The sequence below is a fragment of the Mesorhizobium sp. P2_E7 genome (genome assembly GCF_056403855.1).
Genome location: NZ_JBFUER010000007.1, coordinates 77,432 through 94,879, shown reverse-complemented (window position 1 = coordinate 94,879; position 17,448 = coordinate 77,432). Strand labels below are relative to the sequence as shown.

13 protein-coding genes and 2 pseudogenes are annotated in these 17,448 nt (G+C 63.6%); 12 read left to right on the top strand and 3 right to left on the bottom strand.

Annotated elements, in window-relative coordinates; translation table 11 throughout:
* Positions 1-119 precede the first annotated feature (119 nt).
* The 4 genes and pseudogenes from AC1DYC_RS27140 to AC1DYC_RS27125 form a co-directional block, all read left to right on the top strand.
* Positions 120-962, top strand: a pseudogene (locus AC1DYC_RS27140) (IucA/IucC family protein); the annotation flags it as partial.
* On the top strand, positions 954-1,649 hold the full coding sequence (locus tag AC1DYC_RS27135) for an IucA/IucC family C-terminal-domain containing protein (RefSeq protein WP_477410867.1): 696 nt from the start codon (positions 954-956) through the stop codon (positions 1,647-1,649). The pseudogene AC1DYC_RS27140 and the gene AC1DYC_RS27135, both read left to right, overlap by 9 nt.
* Positions 1,633-2,967, top strand: a complete 1,335-nt coding sequence (locus AC1DYC_RS27130; RefSeq protein ID WP_477410783.1) for a lysine N(6)-hydroxylase/L-ornithine N(5)-oxygenase family protein — start codon at positions 1,633-1,635, stop codon at positions 2,965-2,967. The genes AC1DYC_RS27135 and AC1DYC_RS27130 overlap by 17 nt, the downstream gene beginning before the upstream one ends.
* Positions 2,968-3,068: 101 nt before the next feature.
* A complete protein-coding gene (locus AC1DYC_RS27125) occupies positions 3,069-3,764 on the top strand; it encodes an aspartate/glutamate racemase family protein (protein WP_477410782.1) in 696 nt (231 codons plus the stop codon).
* A gap of 22 nt (positions 3,765-3,786) precedes the next feature.
* On the opposite strand, the gene AC1DYC_RS27120 is transcribed toward AC1DYC_RS27125, so the two are convergent.
* Positions 3,787-6,765 carry a hypothetical protein gene (locus AC1DYC_RS27120; RefSeq protein WP_477410781.1) on the bottom strand — a complete coding sequence of 993 codons (2,979 nt, stop codon included), beginning with the start codon at positions 6,763-6,765 and terminating at the stop codon, positions 3,787-3,789.
* Between the two features lie 358 nt (positions 6,766-7,123).
* On the opposite strand from AC1DYC_RS27120, the gene AC1DYC_RS27115 reads away from it, so the two are divergent.
* The 6 genes from AC1DYC_RS27115 to AC1DYC_RS27090 all read left to right on the top strand — a co-directional run bounded on the left by AC1DYC_RS27115 (position 7,124) and on the right by AC1DYC_RS27090 (position 12,947).
* Entirely contained in the window at positions 7,124-7,519 is a 396-nt protein-coding gene (locus tag AC1DYC_RS27115; RefSeq protein WP_477309784.1) for an AGROH133_08824 family phage infection protein, read from the top strand.
* 246 nt (positions 7,520-7,765) lie between these two features.
* On the top strand, positions 7,766-8,326 hold the full coding sequence (locus tag AC1DYC_RS27110) for a F0F1 ATP synthase subunit delta (RefSeq protein WP_455857505.1): 561 nt from the start codon (positions 7,766-7,768) through the stop codon (positions 8,324-8,326).
* The gene (gene atpA / locus AC1DYC_RS27105) at positions 8,326-9,855 is read left to right on the top strand and encodes a F0F1 ATP synthase subunit alpha (RefSeq protein WP_181061477.1); all 1,530 of its coding nucleotides are present in this window, start codon (positions 8,326-8,328) and stop codon (positions 9,853-9,855) included. Before AC1DYC_RS27110 ends, atpA begins: the two co-directional genes overlap by 1 nt.
* 34 nt (positions 9,856-9,889) lie before the next feature.
* Positions 9,890-10,774 carry a F0F1 ATP synthase subunit gamma gene (locus tag AC1DYC_RS27100; protein WP_477410780.1) on the top strand — a complete coding sequence of 295 codons (885 nt, stop codon included), beginning with the start codon at positions 9,890-9,892 and terminating at the stop codon, positions 10,772-10,774.
* Positions 10,775-10,844: 70 nt separating this feature from the next.
* Positions 10,845-12,428, top strand: a complete 1,584-nt coding sequence (gene atpD, locus AC1DYC_RS27095) for a F0F1 ATP synthase subunit beta (RefSeq protein WP_477410779.1) — start codon at positions 10,845-10,847, stop codon at positions 12,426-12,428.
* Between the two features lie 111 nt (positions 12,429-12,539).
* Entirely contained in the window at positions 12,540-12,947 is a 408-nt protein-coding gene (locus AC1DYC_RS27090; protein WP_477410778.1) for a F0F1 ATP synthase subunit epsilon, read from the top strand.
* On the opposite strand, the pseudogene AC1DYC_RS27085 reads toward AC1DYC_RS27090, so the two are convergent.
* Positions 12,944-13,183: pseudogene (locus tag AC1DYC_RS27085) on the bottom strand (hypothetical protein); the annotation flags it as partial. The gene AC1DYC_RS27090 and the pseudogene AC1DYC_RS27085 sit on opposite strands and share 4 nt — an antisense overlap.
* Before the next feature lie 122 nt (positions 13,184-13,305).
* On the opposite strand from AC1DYC_RS27085, the gene lepB reads away from it, so the two are divergent.
* Complete coding sequence (lepB, locus tag AC1DYC_RS27080) at positions 13,306-14,286, top strand: signal peptidase I (RefSeq protein WP_477410777.1); 981 nt, start codon at positions 13,306-13,308, stop codon at positions 14,284-14,286.
* Positions 14,287-14,307: 21 nt separating this feature from the next.
* Here the strand turns inward: lepB and AC1DYC_RS27075 are convergent, their stop codons facing one another.
* Positions 14,308-15,816, bottom strand: a complete 1,509-nt coding sequence (locus AC1DYC_RS27075; protein WP_477410776.1) for a mannitol dehydrogenase family protein — start codon at positions 15,814-15,816, stop codon at positions 14,308-14,310.
* Positions 15,817-16,001: 185 nt separating this feature from the next.
* Here AC1DYC_RS27075 and uxaC point away from each other — a divergent pair, with 185 nt between their 5' ends.
* On the top strand, positions 16,002-17,411 hold the full coding sequence (gene uxaC, locus AC1DYC_RS27070; protein ID WP_477410775.1) for a glucuronate isomerase: 1,410 nt from the start codon (positions 16,002-16,004) through the stop codon (positions 17,409-17,411).
* The last annotated feature ends 37 nt before the right edge of the window (positions 17,412-17,448 follow it).

The window sequence follows — 17,448 nt, the reverse complement described above, 5'->3', positions numbered from 1 at the left end:
CGCGGCGGCTGTGGGGCCAGATCGCCATCCGTCCGGAGACGCTGACCCGCGATGCCGGCGTCGAGCTGCCGGTCGACGATGCGGTCGCCTTCTTCGCCGACGCACGCGAGACGCTCGGCATGTCGCCGGCAACGTTCTGCACCTATGCGAAGGAACTCTACAACACGCTGATGGCCGACATGCGCATCGCCGAGGCGCGCGCCAACCGATCGGCCGCCGAACTCACTGATCTGCCCGATACCGAGTTGCAGGCATTGCTCGACGGCCATCCGAAGGCCCCAGCCAACAAAGGCCGGCTCGGCTGGGGACGGGATGACTTCGAGCGTTATGCGCCAGAATCGGCCACGGCGGTCCAGCTCTTCTGGCTTGCCGCTGCACGCGACCGTTGCCAACTGGCGCTTGACAGCGAGATTGACGAAGAGGCGCTGCTGCAGGCAGCGCTCGGCGATGAGGAGCGCGCGAGAGTCGAAGCGGCCTTCACCGCCGCCGGGGTCTCGCGGTCGACGCACAGGCTGCTGCCGGTTCACCCCTAGCAGTGGCAGGCGATGATAGCTTCACAATATGGCGGCGAGATTGCCGCCGGCCGGCTGGTGCCGCTTGGCCAGTTCGGCGACCCGTTCCTGCCCTTGCAGTCGCTGCGCACGCTTGCCAATGCGGCACGGCCCGAGGCGCTGCACGTCAAGCTGCCGCTGACCATTCTCAACACCTCGGCCTGGCGCGGCGTGCCGGGAAAATACATGGCGATCGGCGCCGATCTGTCGCGCTGGCTGGCCACGGTGGCGGCCGCGGACCCGGTGCTCAAGGACGTCAAGGTGCTGAGGGAAGTCGCCGGCGCCTTCTATCCGCATCCGCACTACACCGGCGTCGAAGGCGCGCCCTACCAGTTTTGCGAGATGCTGGGCGCCATCTGGCGCGAAAGCCCCGAAAAGGATTTGGCCCCTGGCCAACGCCCGATGATGATGGGCGCGCTGCCGCAACGCGACGCGCATGGCAGGCCGATCGCCAGCGCCCTGATCGAACAATCCGGCCTTGGTCCAGAGGCATGGCTGGACCGCCTGTTCTCCACGGTCTTCGTGCCGCTCTACCACTTCATGTGCCGCTACGGCGTCGGCTTCATCGCCCATGGCCAGAACGTCACCATCATCCTCGACGGCGCGACGCCCGTCGGCGTGGCGGTCAAGGATTTCCAGGGCGACCTCGATCTCGTCGACCAGCCGTTTCCCGAACTGGCCGGCCTCGATCCAAAAATCCTGTCGACGCTGAAGCGCCGGCCGCCGGCGCATCTTCTCCAGCATCTGCAGACCGGCCACATCGTCAGCGTCCTGCGCTTCATGTCCGAGGTGCTGGCCGCCTATGACCACTTCGACGAAAGGACTTTCTACGCCATCCTCGCCGGCGCCATCCGGCGCTACCAGGCACAGAACCCTGATCTGGCGGAACGGTTCGCGCTTTTCGATCTGTTTGCGCCGAAGATTCCACGCATTGCCATCAACAAGGTGCGGTTCGCGATCGGTTATGGCGATAGCGGCGAACGCCCTTTGCCCGACCTCGGCACACCGCTCGACAATCCGCTCAACCCGAGTCAGCCCGGCGACCTCCCATCAGCCCAGCCAGCTCCAGAAGGAGTTCGCCATGACCCACGCACTTGACCTCGCCGGCATCGGGATCGGGCCGTTCAACCTCAGCCTCGCCGCTCACCTCGATGCGGTGGACGGCGTCGAAGCGCGCTTCTTCGACCGGGCGACGCGGCTTGAATGGCACCCCGGCATGATGCTGCCGGGCGTCGAACTGCAGACGTCCTTCCTCAAGGACCTTGTCACCGCGACGCATCCGACCAGCCCATGGTCGTTCATGTCTTATCTGGTCGCGCAGAAGCGGTTCTACGAATTCCTGAACGCGGATTTCGCCGCCATCCCGCGGCCGGAATTCGCCCGCTACCTGGCATGGGTCGGGGAGAACCTGTCTTCGCTGCGCTTCGCCAGCGCCGTCGATCAGATCGACTTCGACGGGACGAATTTCAGGCTCCGCATCGGTCGTGAGGCGGTGAGCGCGCGCAATCTTGCCATTGCGGTCGGGCTGAAGCCCAACATCCCTGCCTGGGCGCGAGCGGCGGCCTCCGACCAATGCTTCCACAACGCCCAGGCGGCGAACCGTCTCGATCGCCTGACCGGGCAGCGCATTGCCGTCATCGGCGGCGGCCAGAGCGGCGCCGAAGTGCTGCTGCATCTGATCTCCTCCGACCGCTTCGCCGGCTGCGAGATCGAGTGGATCTCGATGCGGCCGAATTTCCTGCCGCTGGACGACTCGCCGTTCACCGACGAGCTGTTCACGCCGGGCTATGTGGAAAACTTCCATCGGCTGCCGCAAGGCCGGCGCGAGACCATCCTGGAACAGCAGCTGCTTGCCGGAGACGGCGCATCGACGAGCACGCTGAAGGCGATCTACCGCCAACTTTACACGCTGCGGCATCTCTCCGAGGAGACGACGGCGGTCAACATGGCGCCGCACCGCGAAGTGCTGAACGTGACGCGGGAAGGCAGCGAATACCGGCTGATCATGCGCAACGGCTTCGACGGCGCCATCGAGACGCGCACCGTCGATGCGGTGGTGCTGGCCACCGGCTATGCCTTCGCCATTCCCGATTGCATGGCGCCGCTGATGGACAGGATCGCGCTGGACGAGCGCGGCCACTACCGGCTCGACGCCAGCTTCGAGGTTGAATGGGACGGGCCCGATGACCGGCGCATCTACGCGCTCAATGCCGGCCGGCTGAGCCATGGCATAGCCGAGCCGCAGCTCAGCCTGATGGCCTGGCGCAGCGCCAAGATCGTCAATTCGCTGCTCGGGCGGGCACATTTCGATCTCGATCTGCCCGACCCACCGGTTGCCTGGAGTTCGAGGCACACGGCACAAAGCCTGCATCATCTCGGCGCTGGCGCAAGAATGACCGAATCGGGCGCGCGGTAGTCTGGGTGGTGGGCTGAAGCGCGCGGTTCGGTCCGCCTTGACATCGACCTGCAAAGCTTTTCTGTGAGAGAGATTGCTCGGTCCTGCTGGAGCCTCACCGCATGAAAACCCTTGGCCTGCTCGGTGGCATGAGCTGGGAATCAACCGCCATCTATTACCGCTTGCTCAACGAGATTGTGCGCGAGCGGTTGGGCGGGCTGCACTCGGCAAAGCTGTTGCTCCATTCCTTCGACTTCGCCGAGATCGCCGAGCGGCAGCATCACGGCGACTGGGACGGCGCGGGCGTGATTCTGGCGGATGCCGCGCGCAAGCTGGAGGCGGGTGGCGCTGAAGGGCTGCTGATCTGCACCAACACCATGCACAAGCTCGCCGACCAGGTGCAGGCAGCGGTGTCTATCCCGCTTATCCACATCGCCGACGCCACGGCGGTCGCGGTCAAGGGCGCCGGCGTCAGGCGGCCGGCGCTGCTGGCGACGCGCTTCACCATGGAGCAGGATTTTTACAAGGGCCGGCTGACGGAGAAATATGGGCTGCAGCCGGTGGTGCCGGACCAGGCCGGGCGCGACATGGTGCATCGGGTGATCTATGACGAGCTCTGCCGGGGCATCGTCAGCGCGCCGTCGAAGGCCGCCTATATCGATGAAGTCGCGCGCCTGCGGCGCGATGAAAAGATCGACGGCGTCATCATGGGCTGCACCGAGATCACCATGCTGATCGGCGCGCGCGATTTCGACATGCCGGTTTTCGACACCACGCGCATCCATGCCGAGGCAGCGGTGGAATTCATGCTGCCCTGACGCAGTTCCAGGGAAGCTTTTATCAGGGCGGCGCGGCGACGGCGACAGTTCCGCTGCCGACCACTTTCAGCTTCCATCCGTCGGCTTCCGTGCCGGCGAGATTGAGATGCCCGGTCAGGAAATAAAGGCGATCGGTGTCTGGTCCCTTGGCGGAGCAAAACCGGTCCTGCAAGAAGGACGGCGGCGTCGCCTGATAATAGAGGTTCGCCTCGACGCTGGCCGGATGCGCGCCCTTCGGCAGATCGGCAAGCGGTATCGAGTAGCTCAGTGTGTCGCTGCCGCTGCCATCGACATAGTCGGGATCGTCCTCGACGGCGGTGGTGCCGACATCGACGGCGAGCTCTTCATCCGCGCCAAGGGCCTTGGCGATCTCGAGGCGGCCTTCGAGCGGCAGGAAGCCCGCCGGCAGAATCCGGTTGTCCTTCACCTCGGTGCAGATCGACAGGAAGCTGGTCGTCAGCTCGCCTTGCGGTTTCGCGGCCGCGTCGCAGATCGGATTCGGCGTATTGGCGGGCGGTGTGGAAACCAGTTCCTGATAGATCTGAACCTGATCCTGCCGGGTGATCTTCTGGTAGTGCGGCTGGTGCGGCCGCTCGCCGGGATAGACCCGGCCGGAGCAGTCGTCCTTCCACCACAGCTCGCCATCGAGCGGCTTGCCGTCCGCGTCGGTGATCACGCCGGCGGCGTTGGTTCGGCCGGAGACCCACAGTTGCTCACCGTTCTGGTCGAGCACGCTGAAGGTGAGGAATGCACGCCGGAAACCCACGCCGGAGGGAAATTTGTGACCGGCCAGGTTTTTCACCGTCACTTTGGCATCAAGCGTATCGGCGGTCATGGCAATATCGCTGACGGCGACCGTGGCGGTTGTCTGCGACGCCATGTCCAGCATCGCCTGCTCGGTGACGACGAGAGGATCGAGAGCCTTCTTGCCCATCATCGGATCGCGCGTCCTGATGCCGAAGACGTCGGGAAACTGCTGCGCCATCTTGACCAGGAAGACATTGAGACCAACCAGCGTGTGGCGGGCAAAGCCCTCGCGGGCCACAAGGTCCGGCGCGTTGCTGGATTCTGTCTGCGGGAAATTGAGGTTCTCCTGGATGCTGGCGATCTTGCTCGTCGTTGGCGATCCGTCCTTTTCCGCCGACGGCATGTGGCAGTTCTGGCAGCTGCGCGGCGTGGCGCCGGGGCCAAGCGGCAGCGAACCGTCGGGGGTGCTACCGGTTCGATAAGCGCTGAATGCCCATTCCGGATAGGTGGTCTGCTCATAGATATGCGCCAGCGTGTCGGTGCCTTGAAGAACCGGCAAATGAACCGTGTGGCAGGTCCCGCAAACCTCGGAACTCATGATCGTGGCGTCGTGAACCGGCTTGATGCCGAGAGCGGTATGCATCGGCCCGACCTCCGGTTTCTCGAAGGGGCCGATGAGTGTATCGGGCGAACCGACCATGAAGCTGCCGGTGAAGGTCTTGGCAAAGCCGATAGCATGCGGATTGAGCAGCGCCTGACGCTCGTCGACGCAGGCGTTTTGCGACCGATCGCCGAGCGGTTCGCTGGCCTTGCTGTTGAGCACCATGCGGTGACAGGTCGTGCAGGTGATGCCGTCACGGGCAAGCATGCCGTAATTGGCATGCGCGGCGCTCGGATTGTCGGCGGGCCACGGCACCGCATCGACCATGTCGCGGGAGAACAGTTCGCATTTTCCCGTGCGCGCCTTCTCGTCGATATGAAACTGTCGCTCGCCCGCTATGCCGTGGCAGCCGAGGCAGACATCCTGCACGACGCCAGACATTTTGGGATGGAAGCTTTGCGTCTCGCTGGCCATCTGTGCGAAAAATATCGGGTCGCGGCCGCCCAGTCCCATCGGCGAGGTTCGCCAGGTCGCAAAGGGAGACAGGTTGATCAGGCCGTCGCCATGCGGGTTCGGCTTGGTCATGTCGAACTGCAACCCGGTGCTGCCGGCATCATGACAGCCGAGACACTGGCTGGAGGTCAGGAAGGTGTCGGATGGGTCAGGCCCCTTGGCCCCGACCCAGGTGTTGTCATAGGTTTCGGAAGGCATTCGCGAGACCGTGTCATAGGTCGGCATTTCGCGCACATAGGCTTGCAGCGCGGCGACGACATCGGCGTTCGGACTGTAGAGCGGTTGGCCAAGGCGTGGGCTGGCATTGACCGGCAAAACGACGGTCTGGTGCAAGGTCGGGGCCGGCTCGCTGGTGAAGAAATCCTGTGCGAGATAGTTGAGCGGCTTGCCCGGCTCTCCGGCGATGTTCTTGGGAGACGCGAAGGTCAGATTGTCGGTCGCCGAGGCATGACAGTTCATGCAGTACTGGGCAAAGCCCATGTTCGGCAGGCTGTTGTTGTCGGCCGGCAGCGCCGGCCAATCCGGAGTCCAGCCGCTCTGGCTGCCAAAGCCGTACCAACCCCAGAACCAGCCGTCATAAGAAGCGCCGGCATCGCGGATCATGATCGCAGCGCCGCTGGTAGGAAAAAGCCTGACGGGATCGACCGTCCGGCAATCGGATGCCGGTTCCGAGAACATCTCTTTCACCATGATGGCGCCGTCGGGCACCGGCGGCGGATGATCGACCTCGCCCTCGGCCGAACGATTCTTGCGAAGCCAGTCCGCCATTTCGGGCGAATACCAGATCATGACAGGCGCATGGGTTCCGAAATCCTTGCCCTGCCAGGCGCCGTTCACCAGGGTCGCGATGCGTGGTCCGGCCTGGCGCACGAATTTGTCGTGCACCCATCCGGCAGCCTCGTCGCGGTAGCAGTAGCTGCCCAGATATTGGTTGAGCTTGTTTTCGTAGTCTCCCAGGGACAGTGCCGAAGGTTTCCTGATCGTGGGCTCGAGCTGGCGGCAGATCAAGGGGTTGGCCGGAACCATGGCCGTCGGCCGTTCGGCGATGCAGTCGGCGCGCGCGCCTTGAGCGATCCCGGCAAGGGCTGCCGCGGCGACCCAGATTCTGGCCAGGTTCAAGGCCCGGAAAAGCACCGGCATGATCGTCTCCGCATCTGAGATTCTGCCTGCCGCACTCCGTCCATGCAGATTTCACAAGTCGTGAAACATGTGAAGATGCTAATATGAACAAGCGGTCGACGAAACAAATATCGATACGATAATACTTGGCTTCCCCAGCGGCAAGTCGGGTAATCTATACTGGTGAAGGAATTGCGCCGGGGATGCTTGCCTGCCTGGACTTGCTTACGCAACATAAATATCGGGCTGCGAAGACGGTCGTTCACAGGGGGCATTTTCCAGCAAGGCTTTGGTGAAACATCGATGTGCCGGCTGCGCGCTTGACTTCCGCGAGAGGTGACATTCAATTCCGCAATTGCTGCGAGGGGGGCGAGACACAATGGAATTTGCGTTTCCGTGGCCAACCAGCCAGGGCGAGTGGCTGGCGTGGTCGAGCGCCGTGGTCACCTTGGCGCTGGGCTTGCTGTTTTTCCTCATGCCCGGTCTCGCCTTCCGGATACTGCGCCTGCAGGTTCGACCGGAAAAGGCAGCGGCGATCGCCGAAGCGCGCGGCCGCATGTCGGGCTTCTATCTCGGCGTCAGCCTGTGCTGCATCCTTTTGGCGCAGCCATGGCTCTATATGGCGCTCGGCTTCTCCTGGCTGTTCACCGCTTTCGGCCGTTTGCTGTCGATGATGTCGGATGGCGCCAACACGCCTTTCAACTGGGCGTCGATTATTGTCGAGCTGGTGCTGGCCGCACTGCCGCTCGCCTTCGTCTTCGGCTTTCTGCCCTGAATCGGCGGCCGATTCGAAGGCTTTGGTTGAACTCTGCCGCCGGATGCGACAATAGTGCCCGAAAAGCATGCGGAACGACGCATTGCGGTCTTAAAATGCCTGTGCTAGACGGCAATCGACTTTCGGCCGGGGATAGCGGAAGCCGCGTCTCCGTGCTTGGAAAAACTTAGTAAGGTCAAAGATTTAGCCAGAGTTTTTGCTCGCGCCAACAATCTGCGGCCTGTCAGACAAGAGAAAAGACGGTCCGTGGCTCAATCGTCATCGCCAATCTCAGGTGTCGCAGAACGCTACGCGGGTTCGCTGTTCGAACTCGCACTGCAGTCCAATTCGGTGGCCAAGGTCGAGGCCGACCTCAACAGCTTCGCAACGATGCTGGATGGCAGCGCCGACCTGACCCGCCTCATCAACAGCCCGGTGTTCTCCAGCGAGGACCAGGCCAAGGCCATCGCGGCGATCGCTGACAAGGCCGGCATCACCGGCCTGACCGGAAATTTCCTGCGCGTCGTCGCCCGCAACCGTCGCCTGTTCGCCGTGCCCGGCATGATCAAGGCGTTCCGCCAGATCGCCGCCGAGCATCGCGGCGAGACCGCGGCCGAAGTCACCTCGGCGCATGAACTGACGGCGGCCCAGCAGACAGAACTCAAGGCCGCGCTGAAAAGCGTCGCCGGCAAGGACGTGGCCATCTCGGTCACCGTCGATCCGTCGCTGCTCGGCGGGCTGGTGGTCAAGATGGGCTCGCGCCAGATCGATACGTCGCTCAAAACCAAACTCAATTCGCTCAAGCTTGCACTGAAAGAGGTCGGCTGATGGACATCCGCGCCGCGGAAATTTCCGCAATTCTGAAAGACCAGATCAAGAATTTCGGCAAGGAGGCCGAGGTCTCCGAAGTTGGACAGGTGCTGTCCGTCGGTGACGGTATCGCCCGCGTCTACGGCCTCGACAATGTCCAGGCTGGTGAAATGGTCGAATTTCCCGGTGGCATCCGCGGCATGGCGCTCAACCTCGAAGCCGACAATGTCGGCGTCGTGATCTTCGGCGCCGACCGAGACATCAAGGAAGGCGACACCGTCAAGCGGACCGGCGCCATCGTCGATGCGCCTGTCGGCATGGGCCTGCTCGGCCGCGTCGTCGACGCGCTCGGCAACCCGATCGACGGCAAGGGCCCGATCAAGGCGACCGAACGCAAGCGCGTCGACGTCAAGGCGCCCGGCATCATCCCGCGCAAGTCGGTGAACGAGCCGATGTCGACCGGCCTCAAGGCCATCGATGCGCTGATCCCGGTCGGCCGCGGCCAGCGCGAACTGGTCATCGGCGACCGCCAGACCGGCAAGACCGCCATCATTCTCGACACGATGCTCAACCAGAAGGCGGTTCACGACAACGGACCGGAGAAGGAAAAGCTCTACTGCGTCTACGTCGCCATCGGCCAGAAGCGCTCGACCGTCGCGCAGTTCGTGAAGGTTCTCGAAGAGCGCGGCGCGCTTGAATATTCGATCATCGTCGCCGCCACCGCTTCCGATCCGGCGCCGATGCAGTTCCTGGCGCCGTTCACCGGCGCCACCATGGGCGAATATTTCCGCGACAACGGCATGCATGCGCTGATCAGCTATGACGATCTGTCGAAGCAGGCCGTCGCCTATCGCCAGATGTCGCTGCTTCTGCGCCGCCCGCCGGGCCGCGAAGCCTATCCGGGCGACGTGTTCTATCTGCACTCGCGCCTGCTCGAGCGCGCCGCCAAGCTCAATGACGATCTGGGCGGCGGTTCGCTGACGGCGCTGCCGATCATCGAGACGCAGGCCAACGACGTGTCGGCCTACATCCCGACCAACGTGATCTCGATCACCGACGGCCAGATCTTCCTCGAAACCAACCTGTTCTTCCAGGGCATCCGCCCGGCGGTCAACGTCGGCCTGTCGGTGTCGCGCGTCGGCTCGTCGGCGCAGATCAAGGCGATGAAGCAGGTTGCCGGCTCGATCAAGGGCGAGCTCGCGCAGTACCGCGAAATGGCTGCGTTCGCGCAGTTTGGCTCCGACCTCGATGCCGCCACCCAGCGCCTGCTCAACCGCGGCTCGCGCCTGACGGAACTCCTGAAGCAGCCGCAATTTTCGCCGCTCAAGGTCGAAGAGCAGGTTTCGGTGATCTTCGCCGGCGTCAACGGCTATCTCGACAAGCTGGCGATCAACCAGGTCGGCAAGTTCGAACATGGCCTGCTCAACCACATGCGCTCGGCTGGCAAGGACGTGCTGGACGGCATCCGCAAGGAAAAGGCGCTGTCGGACGATCTGCGCGCCAAGCTGAAGGCCGAGATCGACGCCTTCGCCAAGACCTTTGCTTGAGAAAAAGCCGGACGCACGGGATCAGGTTTGAAGCATGCCTTCGTTAAAAGACCTTCGTAACCGTATCGCCTCGGTCAAGGCGACGCAGAAGATCACCAAGGCGATGCAGATGGTCGCCGCGGCGAAACTGCGCCGCGCGCAGGAAGCCGCGGAAGCCGCGCGTCCCTATTCGGAGCGCATGGGGTCCGTGCTCGCCAACATCACCCAGGCGATCGGCGGCGGCGGCGATGCCCCGGCGCTGATGACCGGCACCGGCAAGGACGACGTGCATCTGCTCGTCGTCTGCACGGCCGAGCGCGGCCTGTGCGGCGGCTTCAATTCGCAGATTGCGCGTCTCGCCCGCGACCACATCCGCCGGCTTTTGGCCGATGGCAAGCAGGCCAAGATCATCTGCGTCGGCAAGAAGGGTTTCGATATCCTGCGCCGCGACTATGCTTCGATGATCCTCGAACGCGTCGATCTGCGCGAGGTCAAGACGCTCGGCTTCGTCAATGCCGACGCCATTGCCCGCAAGGTCATCCACCTCTTCAACGAGGGCGGTTTCGACATCTGCACGCTGTTTTATTCGCAGTTCAAGTCGGTGATCAGCCAGATCCCGACGACACAGCAGATCATCCCGGCCGGCATCGCTTCCGCCCCGGCCGAGGCCACCGCCGGCGGCAATGCCGTCTACGAATACGAGCCGGAGCCGGGCGAAATCCTGACCGACCTCATTCCACGCAACATCTCGGTCCAGGTCTTTCGCGCGCTGCTTGAAAACGCAGCCGGCGAGATGGGCGCCAAGATGAGCGCCATGGACAATGCCACGCGCAACGCCGGCGACATGATCAACAAGCTGTCGATCACCTACAACCGCCAGCGGCAAGCGCAGATCACCAAGGAACTGATCGAAATCATTTCGGGCGCCGAGGCGCTCTAGGCGCGACCGCCAGAGGGTTATCGACCTTCCGGTGGAGCGTGAGAAACAAAGGACGAAAAGGGTAAAGACGATGGCGAAAGCAGCGACCCCGAAGGCGGCAGCTCCCAAAGCGGCGGCAAAGGCTCCGGCAGCAGCGGCGAAGGCCGCTTCGGCCAAGACGGCGGCTGCGCCCGCCAAGGCAGCGGCCCCGGCCAAGGCTCCGGCAGCCAAGACGACGGCCGCCGTCGTCAAGAAGACCGGCGTTGTCGGCAAGGTCCGCCAGGTCATCGGCGCGGTCGTCGACGTCCAGTTCGGCGATCACCTGCCGGCCATTTTGAACGCCATCGAGACCACCAATGTCGGCAATCGCCTGGTGCTCGAAGTTGCCCAGCATCTCGGTGAAAACACCGTGCGCTGCATCGCCATGGACTCTACCGAAGGTCTGGTTCGCGGCCAGGACGTCTATGACACCGGCGCGCCGATCACCGTGCCGGTCGGCCCGGGCATGCTCGGCCGCATCATCAACGTCATCGGCGAGCCGGTCGACGAAGAAGGCCCGGTCGACGGCATCGAAATGCGCGCCATTCACCAGCCGGCGCCTTCCTATGTCGAACAGTCGACGGAAGCGCAGATCCTGATCACCGGCATCAAGGTTCTCGACCTGCTGGCGCCCTACGCCCGCGGCGGCAAGATCGGCCTGTTCGGCGGCGCCGGCGTCGGCAAGACCGTGCTGATCCAGGAACTGATCAACAACGTCGCCAAGGCGCATGGCGGCTTCTCGGTGTTCGCCGGCGTCGGCGAGCGCACCCGCGAAGGCAACGATCTCTATCACGAATTCATCGAGTCCGGCGTCAACAAGAAGGGCGGCGGCGAAGGCTCCAAGGCAGCGTTGGTCTATGGCCAGATGAACGAACCGCCGGGCGCGCGTGCCCGCGTCGGCCTGACCGGTCTGACGGTCGCTGAATATTTCCGCGACCAGGGCCAGGATGTGCTGTTCTTCGTCGACAACATCTTCCGCTTCACGCAGGCGGGTTCGGAAGTGTCGGCGCTGCTCGGCCGTATTCCTTCGGCCGTGGGTTATCAGCCGACGCTCGCCACCGACATGGGCGCGCTGCAGGAACGCATCACCACGACGACCAAGGGCTCGATCACCTCGGTGCAGGCGATCTACGTGCCCGCCGACGACTTGACCGATCCGGCGCCGGCGACCTCGTTCGCTCACCTTGACGCGACGACCGTGCTCAACCGCGCGATCTCGGAAAAGGGCATCTATCCGGCCGTCGATCCGCTCGATTCGACCTCGCGCATGCTCGACCCGATGGTTGTCGGCGAAGAGCACTATCAGGTCGCCCGCCAGGTGCAGTCGATCCTCCAGCGCTACAAGTCGCTGCAGGACATCATCGCCATCCTGGGCATGGACGAGCTGTCGGAAGAGGACAAGCAGACGGTGGCCCGCGCCCGCAAGATCGAGCGCTTCCTGTCGCAGCCGTTCTTCGTCGCTGAAGTGTTCACCGGTTCGCCGGGCAAGCTGGTCGACCTCGCCGACACCATCAAGGGCTTCAAGGGCCTCTGCAACGGCGACTACGATCACCTGCCGGAAGCTGCCTTCTACATGGTCGGCGGCATCGACGAAGCCGTCGAGAAGGCACAGCGTCTCGCGGCGGAAGCGGCATAATCAAGGCAATAGGGAGTAGTCAGTAGTCAGTAGTGAATAGCAGCTGGGTGATCGGATCGTTGTCCTCTCTCCCTACTCCCTACTCACTATTCCCTACTCGCTAAAATGATCATGGCTGAAGCTTTCCAATTCGAACTGGTCTCGCCGGAACGCCTCTTGGTTTCCGAGCAGGTCGAAGCCGTCGTCATTCCGGGCGCCGAGGGCGAGATGACCGTGATGGCGCATCACGCGCCGGTCATGACCACGATCAAGCCGGGCGTCGTCACGGTGAAGACCGCAGGCGGCAAGGAAGAGCGCTATGTGGTGTTCGGCGGCTTTGCCGATATCGTTCCGGCCGGCTGCACGCTGCTGGCCGAATCGGCGGTTGCCGTCGGCGACATTGACCGCGCCGACCTCGCCCGCCGTATCCAGGACGCAAGGGAAGACGCGGCCGACGCCAAGGACGATCAGTCCCGCAGCAAGGCCGAGCAGTTCCTCGCCCAACTCACCACGCTCGAAAGCGCACTGCTGGCAGCTTAAGCCGCGGAACGACTTGAAGACAAAGCCGGGCTCAGCCCGGCTTTTTTGTTGCGGCCTTCACCCCGGATCGCTTCGAGCACGGGCGCACGGCTGTGCCGGGACTTCAGTGCGGGCAGCACCAGCATCAGCAGCACGAACAGGCCGGTGGCCAGCTTCAGGTCGGGCGGCGGCATGCCGGCGGCCAGGCACAGCGAGATCAGTTGATAATAAGCGATGGCACCGGCGAAAGGCGCCAGCCGGAGACAATTCTTGGGTCGAGCGAAACCGCGATTTGGCTGTGGCGTTACAGTCGGGGCGGCACTTGCCTCAGGTTTTTGTTTGTTGGACAGTCCCGCTGCCTGACATTGAGGGGTGGCCGATGACGGAACAAGCAGCGCAACCGGAAACGGCCTCGCGATCCCTGTGGACGACGGCGCTGATAGCGGCGTTCGGCGGCCCGTTCGCCGGCTTCCTGTGGATCGGCGCCGGCGGCCTAGCCCTGATCAGCCTGCTGGTCATCACCGGCGCCGGCATCGCGGTCTGCTACATCGGGTTTCCGGTAATACCGGGCATGGACCTTGCTGCCGTGGGCACCTACTCAGGTTACGGCCTGATGGTCGTGTGGATAGCGATCGTTCTCCCCTTCGCAGGCCGGTTCAAGCCGGACAAATGGTACGCGGGAGGGGTTTCGGTGTTCGTGCTGGTGTTTTACGCCTCGGTCGTCGCTGCGCTCGTCACCCGCACGTTCCTGTTCCAGTCGTTTTCCATGCCGTCCGGCAGCATGGTGCCGACGCTTGTGGACGGCGACTATCTCTTTGCCTCCAAATTCGCCTATGGCTACAGCCGCTACACCGTGCCTCTTGGGCTGCTGCCTTTCGAGGGCAGGATCTTCGCCGCTGAACCCAGGCGCGGCGATATTGTGGTGTTCAAATTTCCGTCGGACCCGAGCTTTGACTACGTCAAGCGGGTTGTTGGCCTACCGGGTGAAAAAATCCAGATGGTCGATGGGGTCCTTCGCATCGACGGTGTGGCGGTCAAGCTCGAGGATGCTGGTCCATACACTTCCGAGGACTCTCCCCAAGGCGCCAGACTGCAACGTGAAACCCTCCCCAACGGCGTCTCCTATTCCGTCATCAGCCTCACGAATAATTCAGTAGCCGACAACACGCGCGTGTTCGAGGTGCCCGAAGGCCACTATTTCGTGCTTGGCGACAATAGGGACAATTCCTCCGACAGCCGGCTCAGTGTCGGCTACGTTCCCGCCGAAAATCTGGTCGGCAAAGCGGTGCGGCTGTACTGGAATTCGCAAGGGACGGAGTATTCATCGCGGCAGGTGCTGGACGATCCGGCAGGACAATAGGCTGAAGTGGCCGGAACCGGGTCAGCTGAACGCGGTCTTTCCCGGTATGCCGAGCGCGGCGAGCGCAAGCGCGATCCCGCCTTGCTGGATATGGACGCGATGGGCGGCGACCAAGTCGATCAGCGTCTGCTTCTCGAGCTTGCCGCTGGCGAAGCCGGCGAGGTCGAACACCGCCGCTACACGTTCCAGCGTTCGCCACTCTCCGAGCGCGGCCAGCGCGGCGTCGAGCGGATCGGTGAAGTGGGCTTCCGGCAGACTTTTGCCGCGCGCCTCGCAGGCTGCGATCCAGGCGGCGATGACCAGCGTCAGATGCTCCGGGACCATTCCGGCCTGGATACGCTCGATGGCGGAAGCGACAATGCGCTGCGGCAATTTCTGGCTGCCGTCATTGGCGATCTGCGCGGTGCGGTGGGCGAGCGCGGTGTTGGAGAACCGCTCTGCAAGTTCTGCCGTGTAGGCAGACGTGTCGAGCCCGGCATCCCCAGGCAAGGTGGGGATCGCCTCGGCCCAGAGCCGGTCGACGAATTCACGGATCGCGGGGGCGGCGAAGGCGCGGTCGACGGTGGCATGGCCGCTGAGCAGGCCGAGATAGGCGATGCCCGAATGGGCGCCGTTGAGCAGCCTGAGCTTCATGTCCTCGAACGGCCTGACATCCTCGACCATCGTGACGCCCAATTTTTCCCAGGCCGGTCGTCCCGCCGGAAAATGGTCCTCGATCACCCATTGCCGGAACGGTTCGGTCATCACCGGCCAGGCGTCCTCGACGCCGAGTTCGCTGGCGATGCGCGCCCGATCGGCGTCGGTGGTTGCCGGCACGATGCGGTCGACCATGCTTGATGGGAAAGCTACTTCATCGGCGATATGTCCGGCGAGCGGCGCATCACTTGAAGCGGCGGACCGGGCATCGCGCAATTTCGCGAACGCGATCAGCAGCCGGTGCAGCGTGGCGCCGTTGGCCGGCAAATTATCGCAGCAGAGCACGGTGAAGGGCGGCGTGCCGGCGGCACGGCGCTGCGCCAGCGACTCGGCCAGGAAGCCATGCGCGGTCTTTGGCGATCCGGCATTACCGAGATCGTGGACGATATCGGGATGTTTTTCGTCGAGGCTGCCGTCGGCTGCTCTCAAATAGGCCTTTTCGGTGATGGTCAGGGTCACGATGCGGGTGCGCGGATCGGTCAGCGCGGCCAGCACCGCGCCTGGATCTTCCGGCGCCACCAGCATCGACTGGATAGAGCCGATGATCTGGAGCTGTTCGCCGCCGCTATCCCTGACTGCCAGCGTGTAAAGCCCGTCCTGCGGCGCCAGCGCATCCCTGGTGTCGGGGCTGCGCAGCGACACGCCGATGATACCCCAGCCGGTCTCGCCGGCGGCCAAGCAGTCATCGACATAGGCGGCCTGATGGGCGCGGTGGAAGGCGCCGACGCCGAGATGAACGATGCCCGGCGTGATGGCGGCGCGGTCATAGGCCGGGATCGCGACCGAGGTCGGCAAGGACTGCACCGCGTCGTTGGAAAGGCGTCTGCTTGTCATGATTTTGCTTCGTCGGGCTTGGGTTGTTGGGCTCGGCTTCGGTCGGGAGGCTAGCGGCGTAACATCCGTTCTCCTGCCGCACAATGACCCGGCGTCGGCTAAAAGTCATCATACAACAATCCGATTTTTGTATGTTGACATTACTTCTTTCCAATCCTACCGATAGCGCCCTTGGGAGGATAGACGTGGCAGGATTGACCCATCCGGATCTGCTGTTTGCCGCCGAAGGCCGAGCGCTTTCGATCGCACGCGATCTCTATGCCGGGGTCAAGAACCTGCCCATCGTCAGCCCGCACGGCCATACCGATCCGCGCTGGTATGCGGAGAACGACCCGTTCCCCGACCCGGCGCAATTGCTGGTCGTGCCCGACCACTACATTTTCCGCATGCTGTTCAGCCAGGGCGTGCGGCTGGAAGATCTCGGCGTATCAGCCCTCGACGGCTCGGCTGTCGAGGCGGACGGCCGCGCCATCTGGCAGCGCTTTGCCGAGCATTATTACCTGTTTCGCGGTACGCCAACGCGGCTGTGGCTCGACCATGTGCTGGAGCATCTGTTCGGCATCGACGAGCCGCTCAACGCCACAACCGCCGACCGCCACTACGACACCATCGCCGGCCTGCTCAAACAGGACGACTATCGCCCGCGCGCCCTGTTCGAGCGCTTCAACATCGAAGTCATCGCCACGACCGAGGGCGCGCTCGACGATCTCAAATGGCACAAGGACATCCGCGACAGCGGCTGGCAGGGTCGCGTCGTCACCGCCTACCGGCCGGATGCGGTCGTCGATCCCGACTTCGAAGGATTTTCGGCCAATCTCGACCGTCTCAGCGAGATCAGCGGCTGCGACACCGGGACATGGGCCGGCTATCTCGACGCCCATCGCCAGCGGCGCGCCTTCTTCAAAAGTTTTGGCGCGACCTCGTCCGACCACGGCCATCCGACGGCCGAGACCGCCAATCTTTCCGATGCGGCGGCGGAAGAGCTGTTCAACCGCATCCGCCGCGGCTCCGACGACGAGCGCGAGCGCAAACTGTTTCGCGCCCAGATGCTGACCGAAATGGCCAAGATGAGCCGTGACGATGGGCTGGTAATGCAGATCCATCCCGGTTCCTGGCGCAACCATTCGCCCGGCATTTTCCAGAAATTCGGCCGCGACAAGGGCTTCGACATTCCGACCCGCACCGATTATGCGTCGGCGCTCAAACCTCTGCTCGACTGCGTCGGGCTGGAGCGTGACCTCTCCATCATCCTGTTCACGCTCGACGAGACGAGTTATGCGCGCGAACTCGCGCCGCTCGCCGGCGTCTATCCGGCGCTGAAGCTCGGGCCGGCTTGGTGGTTCCATGACAGCCCGGAAGGCATGCGCCGCTTCCGCGAGATGACCACCGAAACCGCCGGCTTCTACAACACCGTCGGCTTCAACGACGACACCCGTGCCTTTCCATCGATACCCGCCCGCCACGATGTGGCGCGCCGGGTCGACTGCGCGTTTCTCGCCCGCCTCGTCGCCGAGCACCGGTTGCGTGGGGACGAGGCGCATGAGCTGGCGCGGGACCTTGCCTACACGCTTGCCAGGAAGGCGTACCGGCTTTGAGCCGGGCGTCGCGAATTTTTAAAGGGAGGAAGACAGT

Bases quoted from the DNA above. Each gene is read 5' to 3' on its own strand.
- AC1DYC_RS27135 (WP_477410867.1), top strand. From the start codon at position 954: ATGATGATGGGCGCGCTGCCGCAACGCGACGCGCATGGCAGGCCGATC.
- AC1DYC_RS27130 (WP_477410783.1), top strand. From the start codon at position 1,633: ATGACCCACGCACTTGACCTCGCCGGCATCGGGATCGGGCCGTTCAAC.
- AC1DYC_RS27125 (WP_477410782.1), top strand. From the start codon at position 3,069: ATGAAAACCCTTGGCCTGCTCGGTGGCATGAGCTGGGAATCAACCGCC.
- AC1DYC_RS27120 (WP_477410781.1), bottom strand. From the start codon at position 6,765: ATGCCGGTGCTTTTCCGGGCCTTGAACCTGGCCAGAATCTGGGTCGCC.
- AC1DYC_RS27115 (WP_477309784.1), top strand. From the start codon at position 7,124: ATGGAATTTGCGTTTCCGTGGCCAACCAGCCAGGGCGAGTGGCTGGCG.
- atpA (WP_181061477.1), top strand. From the start codon at position 8,326: ATGGACATCCGCGCCGCGGAAATTTCCGCAATTCTGAAAGACCAGATC.
- AC1DYC_RS27100 (WP_477410780.1), top strand. From the start codon at position 9,890: ATGCCTTCGTTAAAAGACCTTCGTAACCGTATCGCCTCGGTCAAGGCG.
- atpD (WP_477410779.1), top strand. From the start codon at position 10,845: ATGGCGAAAGCAGCGACCCCGAAGGCGGCAGCTCCCAAAGCGGCGGCA.
- AC1DYC_RS27090 (WP_477410778.1), top strand. From the start codon at position 12,540: ATGGCTGAAGCTTTCCAATTCGAACTGGTCTCGCCGGAACGCCTCTTG.
- lepB (WP_477410777.1), top strand. From the start codon at position 13,306: ATGACGGAACAAGCAGCGCAACCGGAAACGGCCTCGCGATCCCTGTGG.
- AC1DYC_RS27075 (WP_477410776.1), bottom strand. From the start codon at position 15,816: ATGACAAGCAGACGCCTTTCCAACGACGCGGTGCAGTCCTTGCCGACC.